This is a genomic window from Azospirillum ramasamyi (assembly GCF_003233655.1).
Lineage (GTDB): Bacteria > Pseudomonadota > Alphaproteobacteria > Azospirillales > Azospirillaceae > Azospirillum > Azospirillum ramasamyi.
The window spans coordinates 628,027-652,528 of the sequence record NZ_CP029830.1 but is presented as its reverse complement, the minus strand read 5'-3'; the positions used below and the strand labels follow the sequence as shown (position 1 = coordinate 652,528).

Here is a 24,502-nt window from a genome sequence, read left to right as displayed (position 1 = left end):
GAGCGACCCAGGAGCACCCGAGATGACCCTCATCCACGAGACCGACTACGGCACCCCGGCCCGCGTCTCCGAGACCCTGGTGACGCTGGAGATCGACGGCCGCGCCATCACCGTTCCCGAAGGCACCTCCGTGATGCGCGCCGCGATGGACGCCGGCATCACCGTGCCGAAGCTCTGTGCGACCGACAGCCTGGAACCCTTCGGCTCCTGCCGCCTCTGCGCCGTGGAGATCGAGGGGCGCCGCGGCACCCCGGCCTCCTGCACCACGCCCGTCGCCCCCAGCATGAAGGTCCACACCCAGACCGACAAGCTGGCGAAGCTGCGCCGCGGCGTGATGGAACTGTATATCTCCGACCATCCGCTCGACTGCCTGACCTGCGCCGCCAACGGCGATTGCGAGTTGCAGGACATGGCGGGCGCGGTTGGACTGCGCAACGTCCGGTACGGTTTCGACGGCGAAAACCATCGCGCCGCCGCCAAGGACGAGAGCAACCCGTACTTCACCTTCGACGCCTCCAAGTGCATCGTCTGCTCGCGCTGCGTCCGCGCCTGCCAGGAGACCCAGGGCACCTTCGCGCTGACCATCGACGGCCGCGGCTTCGCCTCGTCGGTGTCGCCGGGCGCCAAGGAAAGCTTCATGGACAGCGAGTGCGTGTCCTGCGGCGCCTGCGTCCAGGCCTGCCCGACCGCGACGCTGACCGAGAAGTCGATCATCGAGCACGGCCAGCCGGAACACAGCGTCATCACCACCTGCGCCTATTGCGGCGTCGGCTGCTCCTTCAAGGCCGAGCTTCAGGGCACCACGGTGGTCCGCATGACGCCGTGGAAGAACGGCGGCGCCAACGAGGGCCATAGCTGCGTCAAGGGCCGCTTCGCCTGGGGCTACGCCACCCACAAGGACCGCATCATGAAGCCCATGGTGCGCGAGAAGATCACCGACCCGTGGCGCGAGGTGTCGTGGGAGGAGGCGATCGCCTACGCCGCCGAGCGGTTGAAGGCGGTGCAGGCCAAGTATGGCCGGGGCTCCATCGGCGGCATCACCTCGTCGCGCTGCACCAACGAGGAGGTCTATGTCGTCCAGAAGATGATCCGGGCGGCCTTCGGCACCAACAACATCGACACCTGCGCCCGCGTCTGCCATTCGCCGACCGGCTACGGCCTGTCGCAGACCTTCGGCACCTCGGCCGGCACCCAGGACTTCCGCAGCGTCGACAAGTCCGACGTCATCCTGGTCATCGGCGCCAACCCGACCGACGGCCATCCGGTGTTCGGCTCGCGCATGAAGAAGCGGCTGCGCGCCGGCGCCAAGCTGATCGTCATCGACCCGCGCCGCATCGATCTGGTGCGCAGCCCGCATGTCAAGGCCGAATACCATCTCCAGCTCCAGCCCGGCACCAACGTCGCGGTTGTGAACGCCATCGCCCATGTCATCGTCACCGAAGGGCTGGTGAACCGCTCCTTCGTCGAGGAACGCTGCGATTCCAAGGAGTTCGCGAAGTGGGAGGCGTTCATCGCCGAGCAGCGCAACTCGCCGGAATATCTGGAAGCGCGCACCGGCGTCCCGGCCGATCAGGTCCGCGCCGCGGCCCGGCTCTACGCCACCGGCGGCAATGCCGCGATCTACTACGGCCTGGGCGTGACCGAGCACAGCCAGGGCTCCAGCACGGTGATGGCGATCGCCAACCTCGCGATGGCGACCGGCAACATCGGCCGCGAGGGCGTCGGCGTGAACCCGCTACGCGGCCAGAACAACGTGCAGGGCTCCTGCGACATGGGCTCCTTCCCGCACGAGTTGCCGGGCTACCGCCATGTGTCGGACGATCTCGTCCGCCAGGAGTTCGAAACCGCCTGGGGCGTCACGCTGGATCCCGAACCGGGCCTGCGCATCCCCAACATGTTCGACAGCGCGCATGACGGCAGCTTCCGCGGCCTGTTCGTACAGGGCGAGGACATCGTCCAGTCCGATCCCAACACCACCCATGTCACCTCGGCGCTGGAATCGCTGGACATCGTCATCGTCCAGGATCTGTTCCTGAACGAGACGGCGGCCTTCGCCCACGTCTTCTTCCCCGGTACCTCCTTCCTGGAAAAGGACGGCACCTTCACCAACGCCGAGCGCCGCATCAACCGCGTCCGCAAGGCGATGCCGTCGAAGGTCGGCAAGGACGAGCATTGGGTCGCCTGCGCGCTGGCGACGGCGATGGGCTACCCGATGCATTACGAGACCACGTCCGAGATCATGGACGAGATCGCCCGGCTGACCCCGACCTTCCGTGGCGTCAGCTTCGAGAAGCTCGACCGCGTCGGCAGCGTCCAGTGGCCCTGCACCGGGTTGGAGGACGACGACACCGGCATGGCGATCATGCATGGCGAGAGCTTCGCCCGCGGCCTCGGCCGCTTCGTGATCACCGAATATGTGCCGACCGACGAGCGGACCACGCGGATGTATCCGCTGGTGCTGACCACCGGCCGCATCCTCGCCCACTACAATGTCGGCGCCCAGACCCGCCGCACCGCCAACGTCGCCTGGCATCCCGAGGATGTTCTGGAGATCAACGCGGTGGACGCCGAGATCCGGGGCGTCAGGGACGGCGACATGGTGTCGCTCGCCAGCCGCATGGGGGCCACGACGCTGCGGGCCGTCATCTCCGACCGCATGCCGGCCGGCGTCGTCTACACCACCTTCCACCACCCCGTGACCGGCGCCAACGTCATCACCACCGAGAATTCGGACTGGGCGACCAACTGCCCCGAATACAAGGTGACGGCGGTGCAGGTCGCCCGCAGCAACCAGCCTTCGGACTGGCAGGTCGACTACGCGAAGAACGATGTCGAGCGCAAGCGCATCGCCGCCGCCAACGTCCTCGCCGCCGAATAACGTCCCGAGGAGTGGGAAGCATGACCGCGATGACCTCTGGTTCCATCCGTCCGGACGACAGCCTCATGTGCTCCATCGCCGTCACCGGCACCGGCTTTCCCGCCGGTGTCGGGGCGGAGGAGGGTGCGGACGTCGAATGGCAGGTGCCGGAGGAAACCGCGGTCGCTTTCGAATACAACGGCCGGTCCCATGCCGTGATGATGGCGTCCCCCGCCGATCTGGAAGACTTCGCCCTGGGCTTCAGCCTGGCCGAGGAGATCATCGGGTCGGCCGCCGATATCGAGAACATCGCCGTGCGGGAAACGCCGCTGGGCTTCGTCGTCAATCTGACGGTCGACCCGTTGCGTCTTCTGCGCGGAAGTCTGCGCAGCCGTTCCATGGAGGGGCGGAGCGGCTGTGGCCTGTGCGGCGTGGACAGTCTTGTCCACGCCGTTCGGGAGCCCCGCAAGATCGAAGCCTCGCTGGAGGTGGACCCGGCCGCCGTGGCCGCCGCCTTCCGCGCCCTGCCGGATCACCAGCCGATGAACCGGGCCAACCGCTCGGTCCATGCCGCCGCGTGGTGCGCCCCGGACGGCGCCATCCGTCTGGCGCGCGAGGATGTCGGCCGCCACAACGCGCTGGACAAGCTGATCGGCGCCGTCGTCCGCTCGGGCGCCGACCCGGCCACCGGCTTTGTGGTGATGACCAGCCGCTGCAGCTTCGAACTGGTGCAGAAGACCGCCGCGGTGGGCATTCCGCTGCTGGCGACCATTTCGGCCCCGACGGCGCTGGCGCTGGAACTGGCGCGCAACGCCAATCTGACGCTGGGTGCGCTGTCGCGCCGCGACACCGTCATCCTGTTCCGCTGATTTCAACCCGCTGCCTTCAACCCCCTGGGGAGACACCGATGAGCCACACGAACCATGCCAAGGATCTGGTCCGGATGGCGAACCAGATCGCCGTCCATTTCGCCACCTATCCCCATGAGGAAGCGGTGACGGAGACGGCGACCCACATCCGAAAATTCTGGGATCCGCGCATGCGCGCCGGCCTGTTCGCCCATGTCCAGGCTGGCGGCGAAGCCGACCTGCACGAGGTCGCCCGCGGCGCGGTCGGAGTATTGCAGGCGCGGTGACATAACTGACGCTCAATGCCCTCTCCCGTCCCGGGAGAGGGGGGCGGACCTACGCAGTGGGGAGGGTGAGGGGTGGCGCAGGGAACCAGACGCGCATGGTTCCCTGCGCCACCCCTCACCCTTTCCATGTTCGCGCATAGGCCCCGAAGTCGCTCGCAAGTCCCGCGACCATGCTTCACCGGCGACCGCGTTGCGGCCGTCCGGTGATTCAGCATCCTCTTCCAGGACGGGGAAGGGAAACTCTCGCCTTACATCCCCGTCGACGTGGGCAACGGCTTGGCCGGTGCCGGAACCGAGGCGGAGGACAGCGGCGTCGGCGCATGGGCGGCCGGAACCGGCAGCGGCGCAGGTTTGGTCAGCGGGCGCGGCGTCGACACCGGGGTCGTTGCCGAACCGGACTGACCGGCCGGGGTGGAGAAGGTGGGCGGATCCTCGTAGATGTCGGGATGCACGCGCACCACGCCGGCGGTGTCGACCGAGGCGTTCCAATAGACGAAGCGCACGGGGATGGCGTTCGGCAGCCGGATCGTCTTGGTCTCTCCGGTGTCGAGCTGCTGGCCGATGCTGGCCGGCGTGATCTTCGCGGCCCCGAGCAGCGTCTCCGCCATCATCCGGGCATCCTCCAGCCGCACGCAGCCGGAACTGGCGGCGCGCAGGTCGCGGCTGAACAGCCGCGGGTCGTTGGTGCCGTGCAGGAAGATGCCGTCGCCGTTGGTCAGGTTGAAGCGGAAGCGGCCCAGCGCGTTGTCGTCGCCCGGCTTCTGGACGATGCGGATGCGGCCGGGATCGACCCCCCACCAGTTGACCGACTGGGTGCTGACCACCTCGGCCCCGTCCAGATAGACCACGGCGTTCTTGATGCCGGTGGTGCCCTTCTTGCGCAGTGCCGGCAGCTTGTCCTCGGTCAGCACCGTCGGCGGGACGGTCCAGGTCGGGTTGATGGTGACGCTGGTGATCTTGTCCTGCAGCAGCGGCGTCTTGCGCGACGGCCGGCCGACCACCGCGCGCATGGTGAAAGCCGGACGGCCGCGTTCGATGAAGGTGACGGACTGGCCGGGCAGGTTGACCAGCACGGTGGTCTCGGGGATGGAGGCCTGCTGCGCCCGCATCGCCGCCGCGGCGCGGCGCAGAAGCGCGACGGTCTGGGCAGGCGTGCGGTCCATCGCCTGGCGAGTCACCTCGCCCACCTTGCCGTCGGGCTGCAGCCCTTCCGCAAGCTGGAAGGCGCGCACGGCGGTCTCGACGTCGTCGTTGAAGCTGTCCGACCACTTGTCGTCGGGCAGGTAGCCCAGTTCGACCAGGCGGCGCGATATCCTGCCGACGCGGTCGGCCAGCGGCGAGCGCACGGTGATGACCACCGGCGGCGCCGGTTCGATCGGGGCGAGGCCGGGCAGGGTGGGGGCTTGCGCCTGGAGGTCCGCCGGCGGCGGCTCCACCGCCGGGACGATGCTCTCGATCATGCCGCCGTCGCCCTTCTTGACGACGGCGCCGTAGCCGATGCGGGTGGCCGGCACCTTCGGCGCGTTCTGGATTTCCTGCGCACGCTGTTCCAGCGCCGCGGCCCAGCCGGCGACCAGCGTAGGCTTGGCGGCCTGCGCCGCCTCCTTCTGCGGGGAGGCCAGAGCAGGACCGCTCAGGATGACGCCGACCAGTCCGCCGACCATGCAAAGGGCGGCGGAGCGGCGGGAGATCAGGCGGCGGTGATCATGCATGGCGACGGGACCGGAACGTGAACGGACAGGATTGAGCGCTGTATCCTTCAGCCAGCCATCCAGGATCCGCAAGCGACATTTGGTGTCGTCCGCTCTGCTGTTCACACTGTTGCTCCCTTGCATCGCCGCGTCACTCGCGGGAGGCCATCGTCGTTACACGGGTTCATCAGACAGGTGGACGCCGCCGCACCGGTTTTATTCCGAACAACCTCCGGTATTACCGCTGGAAAAGCCCGGCCCTGGCCGTATGGGTCATTTGACGTAGATACGGTCTTTCGCATGCGCGGTAGCCTTTCCTCCGACGATGTGGCGAAGCCCCGGATCAACCGGGGCGCCAAAGGAAGGGGGCAACTTCATGCGGACCAAGCAACTGACGTCGAGCTTCGGGATCAGCGCGCTGGCCGGTCTGGCCATGGGCGCGATGGCTGCGATGTCCGCGCCGGCGATGGCGCAGGACACGATCAAGGTGGGCATCCTGCACTCCCTGTCCGGCACGATGGCGATCAGCGAGACGACGCTCAAGGACGTCATGCTGATGCTGATCGACGAGCAGAACAAGAAGGGCGGCCTGCTGGGCAAGAAGCTGGAGCCGGTGGTGGTCGATCCGGCCTCCAACTGGCCGCTGTTCGCCGAGAAGGCGCGCGAGCTGATCAGCAAGGACAAGGTGTCGGCCGTGTTCGGCTGCTGGACCTCGGTCAGCCGCAAGTCGGTGCTGCCGGTGTTCGAGGAGCTGAACAACATCCTCTTCTACCCGGTCCAGTATGAGGGCGAGGAGTCCTCGCGCAACGTCTTCTACACCGGCGCCGCCCCGAACCAGCAGGCGATCCCGGCCGTCGACTACCTGATGGAGAAGGAGCAGGTCCAGCGCTGGGTGCTGGCCGGCACCGACTACGTCTATCCGCGCACGACCAACAAGATCCTCGAAGCCTACCTGAAGAGCAAGGGCGTCAAGCCCGAGGACATCATGATCAACTACACGCCGTTCGGTCATTCCGACTGGCAGTCGATCGTGGCGGACATCAAGAAATTCGGGTCGGGCGGCAAGAAGACCGCCGTCGTCTCCACCATCAACGGCGACGCCAACGTTCCCTTCTACAAGGAGTTGGGCAACCAGGGCGTGAAGGCGGAGGATATCCCGGTCGTCGCCTTCTCCGTCGGCGAGGAGGAACTGGCCGGCATCGACACCAAGCCGCTGCTCGGCCATCTGGCCGCCTGGAACTACTTCCAGTCGGTCGAGACGCCGGCCAACAGCGACTTCATCAAGGCCTGGAAGGCCTACACCAAGAACGACAAGCGCGTCACCAACGACCCGATGGAAGCCCACTACATCGGCTTCAACATGTGGGTGAAGGCGGTCGAGTCGGCCGGTACCACCGAGCCGGACAAGGTCATCGACGCGATGATCGGCGTGTCCGTGCCCAACCTGACCGGCGGCTATTCGGCCATGCTGCCGAACCACCACATCACCAAGCCGGTCCTGATCGGCGAAGTGCAGGAGAACGGCCAGTTCGATGTCGTCTCAAAGACCTCGGGCCTCGTCCCGGGCGACGAGTGGTCGGACTACCTGCCGGACAGCAAGGACCTGATCGCCGACTGGCGCAAGCCGATGTCCTGCGGCAACTTCAACGTGAAGACCGGCAAGTGCGGCGGCAAGGGGTCGTGAGGGCTGGTGTCCGTCCTCTGATCTGAGTGGTCGCGACGCTTGCTCCCACCCCAACTCTCCCTCTCCCGCGTCGGACCGACCGCCGGTCGGCCGAAAGCGGGGGAGGGCCGGGGAGGGGGCAGGCGTCGGCGCTTTTTGAACGCCCTCCGATGAACGCTCCCCGAGACATCCGCTCCCCCGCACCGAAGGACCCGCGATGCGACGCGCTCTCCGCTGGCTGATGGCGCTCTGTGTGGTGGTCGCCACATCGACCGCCGCCTATGCCGCAGATCCCCGGGCAATTGATCTGCGCCCGCTTGTCCAGGCCCTGGGCAGCGGCGGCTATTCCGGAACCGAAAAGGCCCTGTCGCAACTGTCGGCGGCCGGCGACCCGGCCATCGTGCCGGTGATCGAGGCGCTCCAGGCCGGCGACCTCTTCGTGCGCAAGGCCGACGGCGCCGTCGTCATCGCCCGCAAGGCCGGTGACGCCTATACCCTGACCGACCCGCTGACCCGCGCCGCTCTCGGCGATGCGCCGGCCGCCGCGGTCGAGAGGATCCGCATCAACAACGCGCTCCGCCGCGCGATCAGCGCCTCGCTCGGCGCCCTCACCCTGATGAGCCCCGATGCCGGCGTCCGCCGCTCCGCCGCCGACGCGGTGTTCAAGAGCCGCGACGCCTCGGCGCTGGAGACGCTGACGGCCGCCATCGCCAAGGAGCAGGACGGGCGTATCCGCGCCGCCATGGAGCAGGCGCGTGCCGCCATCCTGCTGACCGGCGAGGCCGCGTCGAGGATGACCGACGCCGACATCCAGGCCGCGGTCGACACGCTGGCCGCCCGCGGCGACCGCGACGCGCTGGTGCTGCTGAACATGGTCGCCACCTCCGGCGCGTCGGACATCACCAAGAAATCGGCCGCCTCCGCCATCTCCACCGTCGAACAGAAGCTGGCCTTCTGGGCCGCGCTGCAAAACCTCTGGTACGGGCTGTCGCTGGGCTCGGTGCTGCTGCTGGCCGCCATCGGGCTGGCCGTCACCTTCGGCGTGATGGGCGTCATCAACATGGCCCATGGCGAGATGGTGATGATCGGCGCCTACACCACCTTCCTGGTGCAGGAGGTGTTCCGTACCTACGCCCCCGGCCTGTTCGACCTGTCGATCCTGGTGGCGCTGCCCGCCGCCTTCCTCGTCTCCGGCGGCGTCGGCATCGCCATCGAGCGCAGCGTGATCCGCTGGCTCTACGGTCGCCCGCTGGAAACGCTGCTCGCCACCTGGGGCCTGTCGCTCGTGCTGCAGCAGGCGGTGCGCAGCATCTTCGGCCCGACCAACCGCGAGGTCGGCGCGCCCAGCTGGATGTCCGGCGCCTTCGAACTGGGCGGCCTGACCATCACCTACGGGCGGTTGTGGATCGTCATCTTCGCCTTCGCCGTCTTCGCGGCCCTGCTGGTGGCGCTGAAGCGCACCTGGTTCGGCCTGTCGATCCGCGCCGTGACGCAGAACCGGCCGATGGCCAACGCCATGGGCATCCGCACCGCGCGGGTGGACGCGCTGACCTTCGGGCTCGGCTCCGGCATCGCCGGTCTGGCCGGGGTGGCGCTGAGCCAGATCGACAACGTCAGCCCAAATCTGGGCCAGGGCTACATCATCGACAGCTTCATGGTCGTGGTGTTCGGCGGAGTGGGCAACCTGTGGGGCACGCTGGTCGGCGCCCTGACGCTGGGCACCATCAACAAGTTCCTTGAACCCTATGCCGGTGCGGTGCTGGGCAAGATCCTGGTGCTGATCTTCATCATCCTGTTCATCCAACGGCGTCCGCGCGGCCTGTTCGCGCTGAAGGGCCGCGCGGTGGAGGCCTGATCCGATGCTGCTGCGCTTTTTCCTGATGGGGCTGGACCGCAAGGCCGGGATCGTTCTGTCGATCCTCGCCGTCCTGGCGGTGGCGGTCCCGGTGATGTCGTTGTGGGTGCCGGCGGACTCGCCCTTCCACCTGTCGGTCTTCACCGTCTCGCTGCTGGGCAAATACCTGTGCTTCGCGCTGCTGGCGCTGGCGCTCGATCTGGTGTGGGGCTATTGCGGCATCCTGTCGCTCGGCCATGCCGCCTTCTTCGCGCTCGGCGGCTATGCCATGGGCATGTACCTGATGCGGCAGATCGGGCCGCGCGGCGTGTACGGCAACCCGGAGCTGCCCGACTTCATGGTCTTCCTGAACTGGACGGAGCTGCCCTGGTACTGGTGGGGCTTCGACCAGTTCTGGTTCGCGGCGCTGATGGTGCTGGTGGTGCCGGGCGCGCTGGCCTTCGCCTTCGGCTGGTTCGCCTTCCGCAGCCGCGTCACCGGCGTCTACCTGTCGATCATAACCCAGGCGCTGACCTTCGCCCTGCTGCTGGCCTTCTTCCGCAACGACATGGGCTTCGGCGGCAACAACGGCCTGACCGACTTCAAGGACATCCTCGGCTACGACATCCAGGCCGACACCACCCGCGTCGCCCTGTTCGTGGCGACGGTCGCCGCCCTGGCGCTCTCCTACATGATCGCGTCCGGCGTCATCGCGTCCAAGCTGGGCAAGGTGCTGGTGGCGCTGCGCGACGCCGAGAGCCGCGTCCGCTTCATGGGCTACGACACCGAAAGCTACAAGCTGTTCGCCTGGACCCTGTCGGCCTGCATGGCCGGCGTGGCCGGCGCCCTCTACGTCCCGCAGGTCGGCATCATCAACCCGTCGGAATTCGCCCCGGCCAGTTCGATCGAGGCGGTGATCTGGGTCGCGGTCGGCGGGCGCGGCACGCTGGCCGGCGGTATCCTGGGCGCGGTGCTGGTCAACATGGGCAAGAGCTATTTCACAGGCGCCCTGCCGGAGCTGTGGCTGTTCGCGCTCGGCGGCCTGTTCGTGGCGGTCACCCTGTTCCTGCCCAAGGGGCTGCTCGGGCTGTGGGGCCAGCTGACCGCGAAGCTGCCCCGCCGCAGCAAGGCCACCGCCCTTCCCGGCGCCCCAACCGCAACTCCGACCGCCGGCCAGAAGGGAGCCTGACCCATGAGCGCGGAATCGACCCTTCTCTATCTCGACGGCGTGTCGGTCAGCTTCGACGGCTTCAGGGCGCTGAACAACCTGTCGCTGGTGATGATGCCGGGCGAGATGCGGGCGATCATCGGCCCCAATGGTGCGGGCAAGACGACGATGATGGACGTCATCACGGGCAAGACCCACCCCGACACCGGCACCATCCTGTTCGAGGGCCAGACCGACCTGACCCGCCTGCGCGAGGCGGCCATCGCCAATCTCGGCATCGGCCGCAAGTTCCAGCGCCCGACGGTGTTCGAACCGCACACGGTGTGGGACAACCTCGAACTGGCGCTGAAGGCGCCGCGCCGGCCGCTGAAGACGCTGACCTATTCCATCAGCCGCGACGACCGCGCCCGCATCGAGGAGATCCTCGACATCACCCGCCTGTCGGCCCTGCGCAGCCGTCAGGCCGGCAGCCTGTCGCACGGGCAGAAGCAGTGGCTGGAGATCGGCATGCTGCTGGCCCAGGATCCCAAGCTTCTGCTGGTGGACGAACCGGTGGCCGGCATGACCGACGCCGAGACCGAACAGACGGCGGAGCTTCTGTGCGGCATCGCCGGCAAGCATTCGGTGATCGTGGTGGAGCATGACATGAGCTTCGTCCGCGCGCTCGGCGTCAAGGTGACGGTGCTGGCCGAAGGCTCCGTGCTGGCCGAAGGCTCGCTGGACGCGGTCAGCGCCAACAGCCAGGTCATCGATACCTATCTCGGCCGCTGACGGGAGACCCCATGATGTTGGACATTCGCTCCCTCGATCTGCATTACGGCGCCGCCCAGGCACTGCGCGGCGTGTCCATGAAGGCGGAGATCGGCAAGGTCACCTGCCTGGTCGGCCGCAACGGCGTCGGCAAATCCAGCCTGCTGCGCGCCATCGTCGGGCTGAAGCCGGTGTCCGGCGGCTCCATCGGCTGGGACGGCGCCGACGTGACGAAGATGGCGCCGGCCGACCGGGCGCGCCGCGGCATCGCCTATGTGCCGCAGGGCCGCGAGATCTTCCCGCTGCTGACGGTGCGGGAAAACCTGCTGACCGGCTACGCCCCGCTGCCGCGCACGCAGCGTTCGATCCCCGAGGAGGTGTTCGAACTCTTCCCGGTGCTGAAATCCATGCTGGACCGCCGCGGCGGCGACCTGTCCGGCGGCCAGCAGCAGCAGCTCGCCATCGGCCGCGCCCTGGTGACCCGCCCGCGCCTTCTGGTTCTGGACGAGCCGACCGAGGGTATTCAGCCCTCCATCATCAAGGACATCGGCCGCGCCATCTGCTACCTGCGCGACAAGGGCACCATGGCGATCCTGCTGGTGGAGCAGTATTTCGACTTCGCCCGCGACCTTGCCGACGACTGGGTGGTGATGGAGCGCGGCGAGGTGATGCTGTCCGGCCCGCGCAGCGGCCTGGACGAGCAGGAGGTGCGCAAATATCTGACGGTGTAATGCCGATGGCGGCGGTCGTCGGCCGGTGACCTGCGGAATATCCGGCTTTCCATTGCGTCCTTGGTTCATCGGGCCTGCCGTCCGGCGGGCCTGTTTCGGGAGGATACACGCAATGAAGTCCGTAATCCGCGTCGCCGCCGCCATCGGCCTGGGCGCCGTCCTGCTCGCCGCCCCGGCTTTTGCCCAGGACAAGGAACCGGCCATGACGGCGCAGACCGCGATGGGGCCCGTCCTGACCGATGAACAGGGCATGACGCTCTACGTTTTCGACAGGGACACGGCAGGCAAGTCGGCCTGCAACGGAGCCTGCGCGACGAACTGGCCGCCGCTGATGGCTCCCGCCTCCGCCAAGCCGATGGGCAAATACACAGTCGTCACCCGCGACGACGGATCCCGGCAATGGGCCTACGACGGCAAGCCGCTCTATACCTGGGCCAAGGACGCCAAGCCCGGCGACACCACCGGTGACGGCGTGAACAACGTCTGGCATGTGGCGAAGCCATAACGTCCGCTCCAACGCCGCGACTCCGCATTCGCTGGGAGTATACTTATCCGGTGGAGGTAATGCGCAAACGCCGACTTCGAAGGCCGCGCTCTTTAATGGTCGTTAAGGATCGCAACTGCATGATGGCCTCACCGTCATCTTGCTCATGGAGCAGCAGGCCATGTCGATCTCCAACGCCACCTCTTTCGAAGCCGCCCCGTCCACCGAGCCGAAGGTCCGCAAGATGCACGGGTTGCCGCGTCTGGCGGTGTGGACTTTGATGATCGGCGCACCGTGGGTGGTGATCGTGCAGGCGGTGCGCCTGATCTTCTGAGGGTTCTCTCAGAGCGGCGCACCGCCATATTTCAGATGCTTGCTGGGCTTCACGTCCTTACTGGGCCTGCGCCACCCAGGGTTCCAGCGCACCGATTTTCTTGGCCCGCTTTTCGTCGGCCGAGAGTTTGAAATTGTGACCGTAGGGCGCGCTTTCGAACGAGCCGTAGCCGGGATTGGCCAGCATCAGCCAGTCGCGCCCGAAACGCTCCTTCGTCGCCTCATAGGCCTTCAGCCGTTCCGCCTCGCTGCCGTTGTAGGCGTCGGAGAAGTCGCCGAAATTGTCGCCGAACAGCAGGACGATCCGATAATCCTTGGCGATGGCCGCGCGCCGCGTGCTCTTGGCCGAACCCCAGTCGGGCTTTTCCTTGGACATCAGGAAGGTATCGACGTTGCCGCCCATCGGAAAGCCCAGCGCCTGCGCGTTGCGGCGGGTCGCCTCTTCCTGGTCGGCGCTGCGGTTGGTGACGTAGAAGACCTTGACGCCCTTCGACTCGGCATACTGGGCGAACTCCACCGCGCCCGGCACCGCCGTCGCCCTTTCCGCCTTCACCCAGGCATCCCAGGTCTTGGGCGAGAACTCTGTGCCGTTGGTGACGAGCCCGGTCTGATAGGCGGAGTTGTCCATCGCCGTCTCGTCGAGGTCCAGCACCACGGCCGGCGGCAGATCCTGGTAATTGCCGGTCTGCTCAATCGCCGCGGTCCAGTTCGGGTCGGCCAGCGCCTTGTCCAGCTGGATCCGGCCCAGGGCGTAGACCGCCAGCGCGTTGGCCTTGTATTCGACCGAGCGCTGCATCCACAACTCGGCGTTCAGCAGGTCGTTCTGCGGCACCGGCTCGGCCGCAATGGCCGGCCCGGCCAGGAGGGAGAGGGCAACCGCACCGGACAGCAGCGACCGGCGCTTGGAACAGGTGGATTTGCGCATCGACACACCCATCCATCAAATGTCATGGAACCGTCATCGAAGCACAGTTTCAGCTGCTTGGCGATGGTCCGGCGACGCTTGCGTCAGGGTGTCCCGCTACCGTCCCCCAGCCGGGTCCAGCGCAACGGAATCGCGGCTTTCCGCCGCCAGCCGCGCTCCACATGCAGGCTCCAGCTTCGCTGCGCATGGGGGAGTTCGGGATCGGGTTCCCAATCGATGCCGACGGCTCCGGTCAGGTGCAGCGCGTCGCCGCTGGTGACATCGACCAGCAGCAGCCCGGCGCGCGGGTTCAGCACCATGTTGCCCAGCGTGTTGAAATAGCGGTTGCCGGCATAATCCGGCACGATCAGCCGGTCGCCGTCGATGCGGATGAAGCCCGCCGGCCCGCCCCGGTGCGACATGTCCAGTCGGGCGTCCTGCCCCGCCGAAGAGGCGGAGGCGATGAAGGCGGTGTCCGCCGCACCGATCAGGCGCCGTGCCTCGCCGTCCAGTCCTGACAGTGCTTCCACCGTTCCGGCGGGAGAGGGGGGCACGGCCTCCACCCGGCGGACATGGATATATTGCGGGCAGTTGCCGAAGCTCTCTTCCACCCCTATCGCAAGGGCCTGCCCGTCGCGCGCCGCCACCCGGCCGTTCACCCGGTTGCGGCGGCGGGTGCCGAGGTCGATTCCCAGCGCGGCCACCGGATCGCCGACCACGGGTCCGGCTGGCCAGGGTTGCCAGGCCCCAACGTCCGGCCTTATCCACAGCGTTCGCGGGTCGGCCGCGGCGACGAAGCCGGGAGCGCCGGTCAGCACGCCGGCAGACGGGTCGCCGGCCTCGTCCCGTGCGGCGACCAGCAGCCAGGGCAGCAGCGGATAGAACTCCTGGTGCTGTGGGATCAGCCGGTCGCGGATCGGCGCCGACGGCACGCGGAACCCGGCCCGCGCCTGCGCCTCCCGCTCGCCGGGATGGAAGGGATCGGGGATGCGATCCTGGTCCATGGCCTTGCTCCTTTCCTTAGTGCTGCGGAGTGGAGGGGCGTTCAAGCGGATTGTGGAGTGGTGCTTTGGGGCATCGGGGGCAACGCCGGGATCGCCTCCACCCGCTCCAGCCAGCGGCGGACCGCCGGATAGGGATCGAGCGGGATGTGCCCTTCCGGGGCGCGGGCGACATAGGCGTAGCAGGCGATGTCGGCGATGGTCGGCCGTTCCGCCGCCAGCCAGTCGCGGCCGGCCAGATGCCCGTCCATGAAGCGCAGGACGCGCTCCGCAACCCTCTGCGCGTCGCTCAGCGAACCGGCTCCGCCCCACAGGGTCAGGATGCGCGCCAGGGCCGGCCCGAAGCGCAGGTCGCCGGATGCGATCGACAGCCAGCGCTGTACCCGTGCCGCCTCCTCCGGCGCCTTCGGGTTCCACAGGCCGGAATCGTCATAGCGGTCGGCGAGATAGACCAGGATGGCGGTGGAGTCCGGGAGGACGAGGTCGCCGTCGACCAGCACCGGGATCTGCCCCAGCGGGTTCAGGGCGAGGAAGGCGTCCGACTGCCGCCGGTCGGCGTCGGTTTCGACATAGTGATGCGGCAGGCCGAGGATGCTCAGAAGCGCTTCCACCCGATGGGCGTGGCCCGACAGACGCATGCCGTAGAGCGTGATGGCGGGATCGGTGCTGATGCTCATTGCAGGGCTCCTTGCTGGATCGCGGATGCCCACAGCCAACCACTTGCGCCTCTGCGCAGGAATGCGCTTTGATCAAAAGGTACTCTTTCAGAAATCGGAATAATCGTGGACCGGCTCGACGAACTGGCGATCTTCGTCGCGATCCTGGAGACCGGCAGCCTCGCCGGGGCGGCCAAGCGGCTGCGGCGGTCGGCACCCGCCGTCACCCGCGCCCTGTCGGGTCTGGAGGAGCGGCTGGGCCTGCGGTTGATCGAGCGCACCACCCGCAACCTCTCCCCCACCGACGCCGGACGTCGGCTGGCCGAGCAGGCGCGACGGCTGCTGGCCGACTATGACGAGGCGCTGGCGGCCACCGGCACCGACCGGCCGTTGCGCGGGCGGCTGCGCGTTACCGCTCCGGTGATGTTCGGGCGCAAGCATGTGACGCCGCTGGTCCTCGACTTCATGCGTGCCTTCCCCGACATCCGGGTCGAGCTGGTGCTGTCCGACGGCAATCTCGACCTGATCGAGGAGGAGCTGGACGTCGCGATCCGCATCGGCCCGCTGCCCGACTCCGGCCTCGTCGCCCGGCGGGTGGGGCAGGTCGCACGCTATCTGGTCGCCAGCCCCGGCTATCTGGAGCGGCGCGGCACGCCCTCGATGCCGGAGGATCTGGCCGGCCACGACATCATCCTGTCGACCGCCCGGCCCGGCCCGCCGGACTGGCGATTTCTGGTCGACGGGCGGGAGCGGGTGGTGCGGGTCACTCCACGGCTGGCGGTCAGCCATATCGAGCCGGCCCTGCTCGCCGCGCGCGACGGGCATGGCATCGCCCGGCCGCTGTCCTATCAGGCGGCCGACGACATCGCCGCCGGAACCCTGCTGCGCCTGATGCCGCATGCCGAGCCGGCGCCGCTGCCGGTCCATGTCGTGGTGCCGACGGCGCGGCTGATGCCCGGCCGGGTGCGTGCATTCCTCGACCATGCGGTGCAGGGGTTGTCGGCGCTGGCCGTGCTGCGAAGCTGAGCGCAGGGCTTCGGCCGGAGGATCAGGGATCGCGGACCACGCGGAATCCGTAGGCGGCATATCCGCTCTCCGCCCCATCCACCCGCCGCACGGCGGAGCGGACGTAGCGCGGGTGGCTGTGCCATGACCCGCCGCGCATCGTCCGGCGCGGGCAAGCCTGTCCGGCCGCTTCGGAACCAGCCGGTCCGTCCGCCGCGCAATCCTCCACCCATTGCCAGACATTGCCCAGCATGTCGTAAAGGCCGAATCCATTGGGCCGATAGCTGCCGACCGGGGCGGTGAACAGGGCGCCGTCGCGGCAGTTCGCCACCTCCCAATCGGTGAAGCGGTCCTTGGCGCTCAGGTCGGCGCCGTTCGCCGCGTCGCATCCCGCCGCGGGGTCGTCGCCCCACCAGCGCGCGGTCCCGGTGCCGGCACGGGCCGCATACTCCCATTCCTCCCCCGTCGGCAGGCGATAGGCGTGGCCGGTCCGGCGGCTGAGCCAGTCCACATAGGCCTTGGCGTCGTACCAGCTGATGCAGACGGCCGGGTCGCGGTTCGTCTGGTCGAAGCCCGGCCGCCGCCAGGAAAAATGCCAGCGCGGCAGCAACTCGGTCTCGCCGGCATAGCCGCGGCAGATGGTCTGCGACCGGTAGCCGCTGTCCTCGACGAAGCGGGCATACTCGCCGCGGGTGACCGGATATTTGCCGAGCGCGAAGGGGTGCCGGATCGTCACCGCCCGCTGCGGCGATTCCTCGGGAAAGCGCTCCGCCTCCGTCTCCGGCGCACCTTGGAGGGAATTGCCGGCCGGCACAGTCACCAGCACCGGCGCGTCGGGATGGTCCCAGATCTCGCGCGCCGGGCCGACGGCCTGCCAGGCTTGAAAAACGGCCAGCCGCTCGTCGCGCCAATCGGTCAGGTTCTCCGGCCCGGCCCGGCGCCAGGCGGTCAGCCCGGCCAGCAGAAGGACCAGGAGGATGACGAGGACCACGCCGCCCAACGAGCCGGGCAGGGCGGATTTCATGGCGGGGATATCTTTTGCCGGGGACGTGAAGTGGCTCATCCCATCATTTCTGCGGCGCAACCCGTTTCCGGCAACCGTGCGTCCGTGTCCTGGTCGGGGCACCTCCCGGCCCGTCCGGCGCAAGAACTCGCACGCCTGATCCGTCGTGTTAGATCCGAAGCGGTAGGGCGTCGAAAGCGTGGCCGTCCTGTTGGTGCGGGCAGACGTTCAACGGAGCGTTGACAGCACAGGAGCATACTCATGGCCGCCTATCCCGCGGATCTCACGCGCGCGCTGTTCGTCACCGGCCTGCGCAACGCCCACGCCGTCGAACAGCAGGCGCTTGCGCTGATGGACCGCCAGCTGGACCGTCTGGTGAATTATCCGGAAGTCTCCGACCATCTGCGCATGCACCGCGGCGAGACCGAGGCGCAGATCGCCCGCCTCGACCAGATCCTGGATCAGTTGCAGGAAAGCCATTCCGGCCTGAAGGACACCGCCCTGTCGATCATGGGCAATCTGGCGGCGCTGGGCCACAGCTTCGCCGAGGACGAGATCCTCAAGAACTCCTTCGCCAACTACGCCTTCGAGAATTTCGAGGTGGCGAGCTACCGGTCGCTGCTGACCGTGGCGGATGCCGGCAATTTCGCCTTCGCCGTGCCGCTGCTGCAGACCTCGCTGCGCGAGGAGGAGGCGATGGCGTCCTGGGTGATCGAGAATGTGCCGACCCTGACCCTGAAATACCTGTCGCTGAAGGCCGGCGACCAGACCGCCGGCCGCTAACGCCGGACACGATCCGCCCGCATGGAAACGGCCGGGGAAGACAGGCTCTTCCCCGGCCGTTTCCTTTCGGCGCCGACACCGGGGCGCCGGCCGGAAATCAGACGTCGTAGATGGGGCCGGGCGTCTTCTTGTTGGCGCCGCCGGCCTCTTCCTCCGATTTCTCGGTCAGGGTCTTGTCGCGGTCCTGGTCGGTGCCCGCGGTGGACGGCTTGCCGGGCTCGGGCGCGTCGCGCTCCGGCTTTTGCTGCTTGGATGCATCGTTCATCGTGGTCGCTCCCGATCGTGAGGATGCCTTTCCAACAGCGCGGGGGCGCGTCCATCGCGCCATCATCCCCGCACCGCAATGCAGCCTTCCGGCCCCGTCCGGATTTTGCCCGATGACGAGTCGGGTTGCTTTGCCGTAAGAGACAGGACGGGTCTCAATACGGATGGATCCCTCCCCGTGCTCCGATCGGTTTCCTTCTGCCTGTTCGTCGCCCTGGCCGGCGGCGTCGCGGGCTGCACCTCCGACTATTCGCCCAACACCTATTCCGCCGGCGCGGTCCAGCAGGCCAACAAGGTCGAGCCGGCGACGGTGGTCGGCTTCCGGCAGGTGGCGATCAGCGCCAACGGCACGGTCGGCGCGGTCAGCGGCGGCGCGGCCGGCGGCATCCTGGGCGCGCAGGTCGGATCCGGCGGCATGAACTCCGCGCTCGGCACCGTCGGCGGCACGGCGCTCGGCGGGCTGCTGGGCACGGCGATCGAGCATATCGCCGGCGACACCACCGGCTGGGAATACATCGTCCGCAAATCCAACGGCGATCTGCTGTCCGTGACCCAGAGGGAGCCGCAGCCGCTTCCCATCGGCCAGAAGGTGCTGGTCATCACCGGCAGCCAGGCCCGCATCGTCCCCGACTATTCCTCGCCCGCCGAGTCCGCGGCGGAGGCGCCGAAGCCGGAAGCGCCGAAACAGGACATCAAGGCGGTGCCGCTCGCCCCGCCCGCCGGACCAATCCCGTCCGAATCCGCCGCCGAATCGGTCGCCGGCTCCGCGCCCTCCAGCGGCGGCGGTCCCATCCGCCTGACCGCCCCGACCGACAGCGTTCCGGCGCCCCAGACCCCCGCTCTCCCTGCCGAACCCATCCCCGTTCCGGCGGAAGCGCGGCCTGCCGAATAGCTCCATACTTGTCCGAATGGACGGGATGGCGCACAGTCCGGCGATCAAACCGTAAGTTCACCGGCCGAGGGTCCATGACCGCCGTCGATTCCGCGCAAAGCGCCGCCCCCACTCCGCCCGCCGCTCCCGCCATGACCAGGGAGGAACTGGAGGAACTGATCCGCGAGGGTGTTCCCCTGGTCGGCAGCTTCGGCATCGTCGTCGAAAGTCTCGGCGCCGGCACGATCCGTCTGCGCCTGCCCTACAAGGACGATTTCGTACGCCCCGGCGGCACCGTCACCGGTCCTGCCATGTTCGGGCTGGCCGACGTGGCGCTCTACGGCGCGGTATTGAGCCTGATCGGGCGGGTGGAACTGGCGGTGACCACCAGCATGACCATCAACTTCCTGCGCCGCCCGCCTCCCGTCGCCATCATCGCCGAGGCGCGCGTCCTGAAGCTGGGCAAGCGGCTGGCCTATGGCGAGATCCTGTTGTTCTCCGAAGGCGATCCGGAGCCGGTCGCCCATGTCACCGGCACCTACTCCATCCCCCCGCACGACCCCGTTTCCGTCGCGGTATCCCATTACCGCATGGATGTGGCGTCATAAAAGTCTGTTTTATATCAAGGGGTTTGGCGGAGCGGTATCTAATTACCTCGCTCGTAACATATTGATATAAAGGGGAAATTTTTCGGTTGACAGAGGTGCGCCGCTGCCCTTAGAAAGCCGTCCGCTTCGGCGCCCCGGATTCGGCGGCCTGCCGATCCGTATTCGAAGAAACGAGTGTGGCGATGAAGACCTTCAATCTGAAGCCGACCGAAATCGAGAAGAAGTGGTACGTCGTTGACGCCGACGGCCTCGTTCTCGGCCGGCTCGCCAGCATCCTGGCGAACATCCTGCGTGGCAAGAACAAGCCGACCTACACCCCGCACATGGATTGCGGCGACCATGTCGTCGTGATCAATGCCGAGAAGGTGAAGCTGACCGGCAACAAGCGCGACGCCGACATCTTCTACTGGCACACCGGCTATCCGGGCGGGATCAAGGGCCGTTCCAAGGGCCAGATCCTGGACGGCAAGTATCCGGAGCGTGTGATCGAGAAGGCCGTGGAGCGTATGGTTCCGCGCGGTCCGCTCGGCCGCCAGCAGATGACCCATCTCAAGGTCTACAAGGGCGCCACGCATCCGCACGATGCGCAGCAGCCGGTCGCCCTCGACATCGGCGCCCTGAACCCGAAGAATAAGCGGAGCGCGTAAGCATGGCTCAGGTCACCACCACCCTCTCCAGCCTGAAGGATCTGACGGGCGCCGCCGCCACCGCGACCGTCACCGAAGAGCTGGCCGCTCCCAAGCTGGACGCCCAGGGCCGCGCCTACGCCACCGGCAAGCGCAAGGACGCCGTCGCCCGCGTGTGGATCAAGCCGGGCACCGGCAAGGTCACCGTGAACGGCCGCGACCAGTCGGTCTACTTCGCCCGTCCGGTGCTGCGTATGATGATCGCCCAGCCGTTCGGCGTGACCGAGCGTCTGGACCAGTTCGACGTCGTCGCCACCGTCGCCGGCGGCGGTCTGTCGGGCCAGGCCGGTGCCGTCCGTCACGGCATCTCCAAGGCGCTGACCTACTTCGAGCCGGCCCTGCGCCCGCCGCTGAAGGCCGCCGGCTTCCTGACCCGCGACGCCCGTACGGTCGAGCGTAAGAAGTACGGCCGCGCCAAGGCCCGCCGCAGCTTCCAGTTCTCGAAGCGCTAATCCCTACACGGGCCCGCGGCTTTACGGTACAAGCGAGGGGCGTCCCGAAAGGGGCGCCCCTTTCTTTTTTCCCGGTATCGGCAATCAAGCGTACCTCCCGTCAAGCGAAGGACATCGCCTCCATGGCCTCGATCAGCATTCCGGGTAGCACTCCCGGCGGTTCGAAAATCCGCGTCGGCATCCTGGGCGCTTCCGGTTACACCGGCGCCGAACTGGTGCGCATGCTGCTGCGCCACCCGACCGTCGAGATCGCCGCCCTGACCGCCGAACGACAGGCCGGCAAGCCGATGGCGGAGGTGTTCCCGCATCTGGGCGGCTATGGCCTGCCCGATCTGGTGAAGATCGAGCAGATGAAGTGGGACGGCCTGGACTTCATCTTCTGCGCCCTGCCGCACGGCACCACGCAGGAGGTGGTCGCCGGCCTGCCCAGCGGGTTGAAGGTGGTCGATCTGTCCGCCGATTTCCGTTTGAGCGATCCGGCCGAATACGCCACCTGGTACGGCCATGAGCACCGCGCCGTCGGCCTGCAGAAGGAGGTCGCCTACGGCCTGACCGAGTTCAACCGCCAGGGCGTGCGCAAGGCGCGGGTGGTGGCGAATCCGGGCTGCTATCCGACCTGCTCGCTGCTGCCCCTGCTGCCCCTGCTGCTGGAGAACCAGATCGAGCCGGGCGGCATCATCATCGACGCCAAGTCGGGCGTGTCGGGCGCCGGCCGCGATGCCAAGCAGGCCAACCTCTTCACCGAGGTTTCGGAGGGCTTCAACGCCTACGGTGTCGGCCACCACCGCCACATGCCGGAGATCGAGCAAGAGCTGCGGCTGGCCGCCGGCCGTCCGGTCACCGTGTCCTTCACCCCGCATCTGGTGCCGATGAACCGGGGCATGCTGGCGACCATCTATGTCCGCATGGCCGACGGCGTCACCGCCGACGACCTGCGCGAGACCCTGGCCGCCCGCTATGCCGACGAGCCCTTCGTCGGCGTGACGCCGGCCGGCGTGGTTCCGGCGACGCGCCATGTCCGCGCGTCCAACCACTGCCTGATGGGCGTGGTCGCCGACCGCACCCCGCGCGGCGCCATCATCGTGTCGGTGATCGACAATCTGGTGAAGGGCGCCTCGGGCCAGGCCATCCAGAACATGAACGTCATGATGGGTCTGGTGGAGACGACGGGCATCGATCAGTCGCCGCTTTTCCCGTGACAACACGGTCCAGGGGGCTGTGACAGCGTTGTGGCCCCCTGTCCGCACTGTTGCACAGAGGCACCAATCGGGATTTGCTTTGTCCTGTCAATGCGAAATCAGGTGGTGCCTTAAGCCTTACGGTGTTTCAATCCGGCCCGTCATGCACGATTTCGGTACGACCTGATGACCGGCCTTGTCCGCGCCTTCAACGGCATCCTGCCCACCATCGACCCGACCGCGTTCATCGCGGAAACGGCGGCGGTGATCGGTGATGTCGTGATCGGGGCGAACAGCAGCATCTGGTACGGCTGCACCGTGCGTGGAGACGTCAACGAGGTCCGAATCGGCGCTCGCACCAACATTCAGGACGGCACCGTGATCCACGTGGCCTCTGAAGGGCAGGGCACCTACATCGGCGACGACATCACCGTCGGCCATATGGCGTTGCTGCACGCCTGCACGCTGGAGGACGGCTGCTTCATCGGCATGAAGGCCTGCATCCTGGATGGGGCCTATGTCGAGTCGCGGGCGATGGTCGCCGCCGGTGCTCTGGTGACCCCCGGCAAGCGGGTGACATCCGGATTCTTGTGGGCCGGCAGCCCTGCTAGACCGGTTCGCGAGCTGACGGAGCGCGATCTCGCGGTTTTTCCGGTTCTCAGCCACCGTTACACGGATTTGGCGGAAACCTACCGGAAAAGCTGCTATGGAAGTGGAGCATAGGTCCAAGCACAGGTACGGTTCGGTCAAACGGCTGAGGTGTCGGAACACCACCGCACACCACATGTTGGATGGTCGCCGCCGCGCTTGCACATGGGCGGATGCTTCGATTGATAGGTTCATCCCCCGCAGGCACTCTGATGGGGAAGGGTTCTGGAAGGGAGTGAAGACAATGAAGACTATTGTTCGCGCGGGTCTGGCTGCCATCCCGGCCGCCATCGTCGCTTTCGGTCTGTCGGCGGCCGCCAATGCCCAGGACGCGAGCCTGGTCGGCAAGGGCACCGAGTGGTGCAACCCGGTCATCGGCTGGGGCAACGTCGCCGTTCGCACCGCTGACGGCGGCTATGTGATCCATCAGGGCAGCTATCCGTGCCCGCCGGCCGCCGCCGCTCCGGCTCCGGCCGCCGTCGCCGCGGTTCAGAGCGAATACATGGTGTTCTTCGACTGGGATAAGTCGAACATCACCCCGGCCGCCGAGCGCGTGATCAGCGACGCGGCGTCGGCCATCCTGAAGAACGGTGGCGCCAAGATCCGCGTCATCGGCCACACCGACACGTCGGGTTCGCCGGCCTACAATCAGAAGCTGTCGGTGCGTCGCGCCGATGCTGTCAAGCGGGCTCTGGTCGCCAAGGGCATCGCGGCTGCCGACGTCACCACCGAAGGCGTGGGCGAGAACCAGCTGCTGGTCCAGACCGGCCCGAACGTGCGTGAGCCGTCCAACCGTCGTGCGCAGATCCTGCCGCGCCTGCTGAACGCTCCGTCGTCCTAAGGACGGGTGGCAGGGGGCCGCTCCGGGGGTTTCGGATCGGCCTTTCCGCCAGCGGAAGAATCCGCAAGAAAAAGGGCCGCGCCGGGTTTTCCCAGCGCGGCCTTTTTTCCGTTCCTGCCTGCCCTGATGCCAATGGTCAGGGTCGCGACTGCGGTCCCCGCAGGCCCATACCTGCGAAGGCAAGCGGCCGGACAGCCGCGCCCGCCGTTTGGGGGCAAGCATAAAGCCTGATGTGTCAGGCTTTATGGCCGCAGGCATCAGGCTTTGGCTTGGGCCGGATCCTGTTCCGGCTCCCCGGCGGTCAGCCGCAAGGGCACCACGCCTGCCCAGACCGGGTGGGCCATGTCCTCCGGGTCGTCGCTTGGCGGGCCGGAGCGCCGCTTGGCCGACGCCTCGGCGATCGGGAAGGCCAGCACGGATGTGGCCTTCAGCTCCTGCACATTGGGCGCCCGCACCTTGGCGCTGCGGCCGGGTTCGATCTTCTCCATCAGGGCATCCAGGGCGGCGCGCTTTTCCGCCTCTTCCGTCACCAGCCGCGGCCGGCCGAACAGCATGACCGAGCGGTAATTGACGGAGTGATGGAAGGCCGACCGTGCCAGCACCCAGCCGTCGATCAGCGACAGGGTGATGCAGGCCTCGCCCCCCTCCTGAAGCCGCCGGATCATCCGGCTTGAGGAGGCGCCGTGGATCATCAGCTCGTCGCCCACCCGCCAGGGGATCGTCGGGATCACCATGGGGGAGGGGGTATCCCGTCCTTTGATGGCGTCGTCGACGAAGCCGACGTGGCAGATCGGCGCCTCGTCGATGATGGCGTGGATCAGCGCGACGTCATGGCCGCCGCGCTCGCCCATCCGCACCGGCCGGGTGCGCGGGGTCTGGGCCAGGGCGGCGGGCGAGTCGGTGCCGGGTGTATCGGCGAGAAAGCTGGTCATGATCGTACTCGAAGGCCGGGACTG

General features: G+C 67.6%; 26 protein-coding genes. 19 read left to right on the top strand and 7 right to left on the bottom strand.

Annotated elements, in window-relative coordinates; translation table 11 throughout:
* Nucleotides 1-22 precede the first annotated feature (22 nt).
* Genes fdhF through DM194_RS15415 form a run of 3 tightly spaced genes read left to right on the top strand, consistent with a single transcriptional unit; the run spans nt 23 to nt 3,992 of the window.
* Nucleotides 23-2,878: a formate dehydrogenase subunit alpha gene (gene fdhF, locus DM194_RS15425; RefSeq protein WP_111068436.1), complete on the top strand. Its 2,856-nt coding sequence runs from the start codon at nt 23-25 to the stop codon at nt 2,876-2,878.
* A gap of 20 nt (nt 2,879-2,898) precedes the next feature.
* Entirely contained in the window at nt 2,899-3,726 is an 828-nt protein-coding gene (gene fdhD, locus DM194_RS15420) for a formate dehydrogenase accessory sulfurtransferase FdhD (protein WP_176581436.1), read from the top strand.
* Between the two features lie 38 nt (nt 3,727-3,764).
* Nucleotides 3,765-3,992: a formate dehydrogenase subunit delta gene (locus DM194_RS15415; RefSeq protein WP_012975453.1), complete on the top strand. Its 228-nt coding sequence runs from the start codon at nt 3,765-3,767 to the stop codon at nt 3,990-3,992.
* Between the two features lie 248 nt (nt 3,993-4,240).
* Here DM194_RS15415 and DM194_RS15410 read toward each other — a convergent pair whose 3' ends face one another.
* Nucleotides 4,241-5,704 carry a L,D-transpeptidase family protein gene (locus DM194_RS15410; protein WP_111068698.1) on the bottom strand — a complete coding sequence of 488 codons (1,464 nt, stop codon included), beginning with the start codon at nt 5,702-5,704 and terminating at the stop codon, nt 4,241-4,243.
* 412 nt (nt 5,705-6,116) lie between these two features.
* On the opposite strand from DM194_RS15410, the gene urtA reads away from it, so the two are divergent.
* The 7 genes from urtA (at nt 6,117) to DM194_RS28455 (ending at nt 12,647) form a co-directional block, all read left to right on the top strand.
* The gene (gene urtA / locus DM194_RS15405) at nt 6,117-7,367 is read left to right on the top strand and encodes an urea ABC transporter substrate-binding protein (RefSeq protein ID WP_246024413.1); all 1,251 of its coding nucleotides are present in this window, start codon (nt 6,117-6,119) and stop codon (nt 7,365-7,367) included.
* Between the two features lie 196 nt (nt 7,368-7,563).
* A complete protein-coding gene (urtB, locus tag DM194_RS15400; RefSeq protein WP_111068434.1) occupies nt 7,564-9,201 on the top strand; it encodes an urea ABC transporter permease subunit UrtB in 1,638 nt (545 codons plus the stop codon).
* Nucleotides 9,202-9,205: 4 nt separating this feature from the next.
* Entirely contained in the window at nt 9,206-10,369 is a 1,164-nt protein-coding gene (gene urtC, locus DM194_RS15395; RefSeq protein WP_111068433.1) for an urea ABC transporter permease subunit UrtC, read from the top strand.
* 3 nt (nt 10,370-10,372) lie between these two features.
* On the top strand, nt 10,373-11,119 hold the full coding sequence (gene urtD / locus DM194_RS15390) for an urea ABC transporter ATP-binding protein UrtD (RefSeq protein WP_111068432.1): 747 nt from the start codon (nt 10,373-10,375) through the stop codon (nt 11,117-11,119).
* 14 nt (nt 11,120-11,133) lie between these two features.
* Nucleotides 11,134-11,829 (top strand): urea ABC transporter ATP-binding subunit UrtE, encoded by a 696-nt coding sequence (gene urtE, locus DM194_RS15385; RefSeq protein WP_111068697.1) that lies wholly within the window; start codon nt 11,134-11,136, stop codon nt 11,827-11,829.
* A 112-nt stretch (nt 11,830-11,941) separates the two neighbouring features.
* A complete protein-coding gene (locus DM194_RS15380) occupies nt 11,942-12,334 on the top strand; it encodes a COG4315 family predicted lipoprotein (protein ID WP_111068431.1) in 393 nt (130 codons plus the stop codon).
* A gap of 160 nt (nt 12,335-12,494) precedes the next feature.
* Nucleotides 12,495-12,647 (top strand): hypothetical protein, encoded by a 153-nt coding sequence (locus DM194_RS28455; RefSeq protein WP_176581435.1) that lies wholly within the window; start codon nt 12,495-12,497, stop codon nt 12,645-12,647.
* Between the two features lie 57 nt (nt 12,648-12,704).
* Here the strand turns inward: DM194_RS28455 and DM194_RS15375 are convergent, their stop codons facing one another.
* The 3 genes from DM194_RS15375 to DM194_RS15365 form a co-directional block, all read right to left on the bottom strand.
* A complete protein-coding gene (locus DM194_RS15375) occupies nt 12,705-13,571 on the bottom strand; it encodes a 5'-nucleotidase, lipoprotein e(P4) family (protein WP_111068430.1) in 867 nt (288 codons plus the stop codon).
* Nucleotides 13,572-13,654: 83 nt separating this feature from the next.
* The gene (locus tag DM194_RS15370) at nt 13,655-14,554 is read right to left on the bottom strand and encodes a pyridoxamine 5'-phosphate oxidase family protein (protein ID WP_111068429.1); all 900 of its coding nucleotides are present in this window, start codon (nt 14,552-14,554) and stop codon (nt 13,655-13,657) included.
* A 41-nt stretch (nt 14,555-14,595) separates the two neighbouring features.
* The gene (locus DM194_RS15365) at nt 14,596-15,228 is read right to left on the bottom strand and encodes a glutathione S-transferase family protein (RefSeq protein WP_111068428.1); all 633 of its coding nucleotides are present in this window, start codon (nt 15,226-15,228) and stop codon (nt 14,596-14,598) included.
* A 105-nt stretch (nt 15,229-15,333) separates the two neighbouring features.
* Here DM194_RS15365 and DM194_RS15360 point away from each other — a divergent pair, with 105 nt between their 5' ends.
* Nucleotides 15,334-16,233 carry a LysR family transcriptional regulator gene (locus DM194_RS15360; protein WP_111068427.1) on the top strand — a complete coding sequence of 300 codons (900 nt, stop codon included), beginning with the start codon at nt 15,334-15,336 and terminating at the stop codon, nt 16,231-16,233.
* 22 nt (nt 16,234-16,255) lie between these two features.
* On the opposite strand, the gene DM194_RS15355 is transcribed toward DM194_RS15360, so the two are convergent.
* Nucleotides 16,256-17,236 carry a formylglycine-generating enzyme family protein gene (locus DM194_RS15355; protein ID WP_111068426.1) on the bottom strand — a complete coding sequence of 327 codons (981 nt, stop codon included), beginning with the start codon at nt 17,234-17,236 and terminating at the stop codon, nt 16,256-16,258.
* Between the two features lie 240 nt (nt 17,237-17,476).
* Between DM194_RS15355 and DM194_RS15350 the strand changes: the two genes are divergently transcribed.
* On the top strand, nt 17,477-17,998 hold the full coding sequence (locus DM194_RS15350; RefSeq protein ID WP_111068425.1) for a ferritin-like domain-containing protein: 522 nt from the start codon (nt 17,477-17,479) through the stop codon (nt 17,996-17,998).
* A gap of 97 nt (nt 17,999-18,095) precedes the next feature.
* Here DM194_RS15350 and DM194_RS28450 read toward each other — a convergent pair whose 3' ends face one another.
* Nucleotides 18,096-18,263, bottom strand: coding sequence for a hypothetical protein (locus DM194_RS28450; protein ID WP_176581434.1), 168 nt, complete (start codon nt 18,261-18,263; stop codon nt 18,096-18,098).
* Nucleotides 18,264-18,440: 177 nt separating this feature from the next.
* On the opposite strand from DM194_RS28450, the gene DM194_RS15345 reads away from it, so the two are divergent.
* From DM194_RS15345 to DM194_RS15315, 7 genes are all read left to right on the top strand, one after another.
* Nucleotides 18,441-19,154, top strand: coding sequence for an outer membrane lipoprotein (locus DM194_RS15345; RefSeq protein ID WP_111068424.1), 714 nt, complete (start codon nt 18,441-18,443; stop codon nt 19,152-19,154).
* Nucleotides 19,155-19,228: 74 nt separating this feature from the next.
* Nucleotides 19,229-19,741 carry a PaaI family thioesterase gene (locus DM194_RS15340; RefSeq protein ID WP_176581432.1) on the top strand — a complete coding sequence of 171 codons (513 nt, stop codon included), beginning with the start codon at nt 19,229-19,231 and terminating at the stop codon, nt 19,739-19,741.
* A gap of 182 nt (nt 19,742-19,923) precedes the next feature.
* Nucleotides 19,924-20,388, top strand: coding sequence for a 50S ribosomal protein L13 (gene rplM, locus DM194_RS15335; protein ID WP_014187880.1), 465 nt, complete (start codon nt 19,924-19,926; stop codon nt 20,386-20,388).
* A gap of 2 nt (nt 20,389-20,390) precedes the next feature.
* Entirely contained in the window at nt 20,391-20,879 is a 489-nt protein-coding gene (gene rpsI, locus DM194_RS15330) for a 30S ribosomal protein S9 (RefSeq protein ID WP_014187881.1), read from the top strand.
* A gap of 122 nt (nt 20,880-21,001) precedes the next feature.
* Complete coding sequence (gene argC, locus DM194_RS15325) at nt 21,002-22,078, top strand: N-acetyl-gamma-glutamyl-phosphate reductase (RefSeq protein ID WP_111068423.1); 1,077 nt, start codon at nt 21,002-21,004, stop codon at nt 22,076-22,078.
* A gap of 165 nt (nt 22,079-22,243) precedes the next feature.
* Complete coding sequence (locus DM194_RS15320) at nt 22,244-22,780, top strand: gamma carbonic anhydrase family protein (RefSeq protein ID WP_111068422.1); 537 nt, start codon at nt 22,244-22,246, stop codon at nt 22,778-22,780.
* A 169-nt stretch (nt 22,781-22,949) separates the two neighbouring features.
* Nucleotides 22,950-23,546, top strand: coding sequence for an OmpA family protein (locus tag DM194_RS15315; RefSeq protein WP_111068421.1), 597 nt, complete (start codon nt 22,950-22,952; stop codon nt 23,544-23,546).
* 257 nt (nt 23,547-23,803) lie between these two features.
* Here the strand turns inward: DM194_RS15315 and DM194_RS15310 are convergent, their stop codons facing one another.
* Complete coding sequence (locus tag DM194_RS15310) at nt 23,804-24,478, bottom strand: pyridoxamine 5'-phosphate oxidase family protein (RefSeq protein WP_111068420.1); 675 nt, start codon at nt 24,476-24,478, stop codon at nt 23,804-23,806.
* Nucleotides 24,479-24,502 lie beyond the last annotated feature (24 nt).

Excerpts from the sequence above, each read along its gene's own strand:
- fdhF (WP_111068436.1), top strand. The coding sequence starts at position 23 with ATGACCCTCATCCACGAGACCGACTACGGCACCCCGGCCCGCGTCTCC.
- fdhD (WP_176581436.1), top strand. The coding sequence starts at position 2,899 with ATGACCGCGATGACCTCTGGTTCCATCCGTCCGGACGACAGCCTCATG.
- DM194_RS15415 (WP_012975453.1), top strand. The coding sequence starts at position 3,765 with ATGAGCCACACGAACCATGCCAAGGATCTGGTCCGGATGGCGAACCAG.
- DM194_RS15410 (WP_111068698.1), bottom strand. The coding sequence starts at position 5,704 with ATGCATGATCACCGCCGCCTGATCTCCCGCCGCTCCGCCGCCCTTTGC.
- urtA (WP_246024413.1), top strand. The coding sequence starts at position 6,117 with ATGGGCGCGATGGCTGCGATGTCCGCGCCGGCGATGGCGCAGGACACG.
- urtB (WP_111068434.1), top strand. The coding sequence starts at position 7,564 with ATGCGACGCGCTCTCCGCTGGCTGATGGCGCTCTGTGTGGTGGTCGCC.
- urtC (WP_111068433.1), top strand. The coding sequence starts at position 9,206 with ATGCTGCTGCGCTTTTTCCTGATGGGGCTGGACCGCAAGGCCGGGATC.
- urtD (WP_111068432.1), top strand. The coding sequence starts at position 10,373 with ATGAGCGCGGAATCGACCCTTCTCTATCTCGACGGCGTGTCGGTCAGC.
- urtE (WP_111068697.1), top strand. The coding sequence starts at position 11,134 with ATGTTGGACATTCGCTCCCTCGATCTGCATTACGGCGCCGCCCAGGCA.
- DM194_RS15380 (WP_111068431.1), top strand. The coding sequence starts at position 11,942 with ATGAAGTCCGTAATCCGCGTCGCCGCCGCCATCGGCCTGGGCGCCGTC.
- DM194_RS28455 (WP_176581435.1), top strand. The coding sequence starts at position 12,495 with ATGTCGATCTCCAACGCCACCTCTTTCGAAGCCGCCCCGTCCACCGAG.
- DM194_RS15375 (WP_111068430.1), bottom strand. The coding sequence starts at position 13,571 with ATGCGCAAATCCACCTGTTCCAAGCGCCGGTCGCTGCTGTCCGGTGCG.
- DM194_RS15370 (WP_111068429.1), bottom strand. The coding sequence starts at position 14,554 with ATGGACCAGGATCGCATCCCCGATCCCTTCCATCCCGGCGAGCGGGAG.
- DM194_RS15365 (WP_111068428.1), bottom strand. The coding sequence starts at position 15,228 with ATGAGCATCAGCACCGATCCCGCCATCACGCTCTACGGCATGCGTCTG.
- DM194_RS15355 (WP_111068426.1), bottom strand. The coding sequence starts at position 17,236 with ATGAAATCCGCCCTGCCCGGCTCGTTGGGCGGCGTGGTCCTCGTCATC.
- DM194_RS15350 (WP_111068425.1), top strand. The coding sequence starts at position 17,477 with ATGGCCGCCTATCCCGCGGATCTCACGCGCGCGCTGTTCGTCACCGGC.
- DM194_RS28450 (WP_176581434.1), bottom strand. The coding sequence starts at position 18,263 with ATGAACGATGCATCCAAGCAGCAAAAGCCGGAGCGCGACGCGCCCGAG.
- DM194_RS15340 (WP_176581432.1), top strand. The coding sequence starts at position 19,229 with ATGACCGCCGTCGATTCCGCGCAAAGCGCCGCCCCCACTCCGCCCGCC.
- rplM (WP_014187880.1), top strand. The coding sequence starts at position 19,924 with ATGAAGACCTTCAATCTGAAGCCGACCGAAATCGAGAAGAAGTGGTAC.
- rpsI (WP_014187881.1), top strand. The coding sequence starts at position 20,391 with ATGGCTCAGGTCACCACCACCCTCTCCAGCCTGAAGGATCTGACGGGC.
- argC (WP_111068423.1), top strand. The coding sequence starts at position 21,002 with ATGGCCTCGATCAGCATTCCGGGTAGCACTCCCGGCGGTTCGAAAATC.
- DM194_RS15320 (WP_111068422.1), top strand. The coding sequence starts at position 22,244 with ATGACCGGCCTTGTCCGCGCCTTCAACGGCATCCTGCCCACCATCGAC.
- DM194_RS15315 (WP_111068421.1), top strand. The coding sequence starts at position 22,950 with ATGAAGACTATTGTTCGCGCGGGTCTGGCTGCCATCCCGGCCGCCATC.
- DM194_RS15310 (WP_111068420.1), bottom strand. The coding sequence starts at position 24,478 with ATGACCAGCTTTCTCGCCGATACACCCGGCACCGACTCGCCCGCCGCC.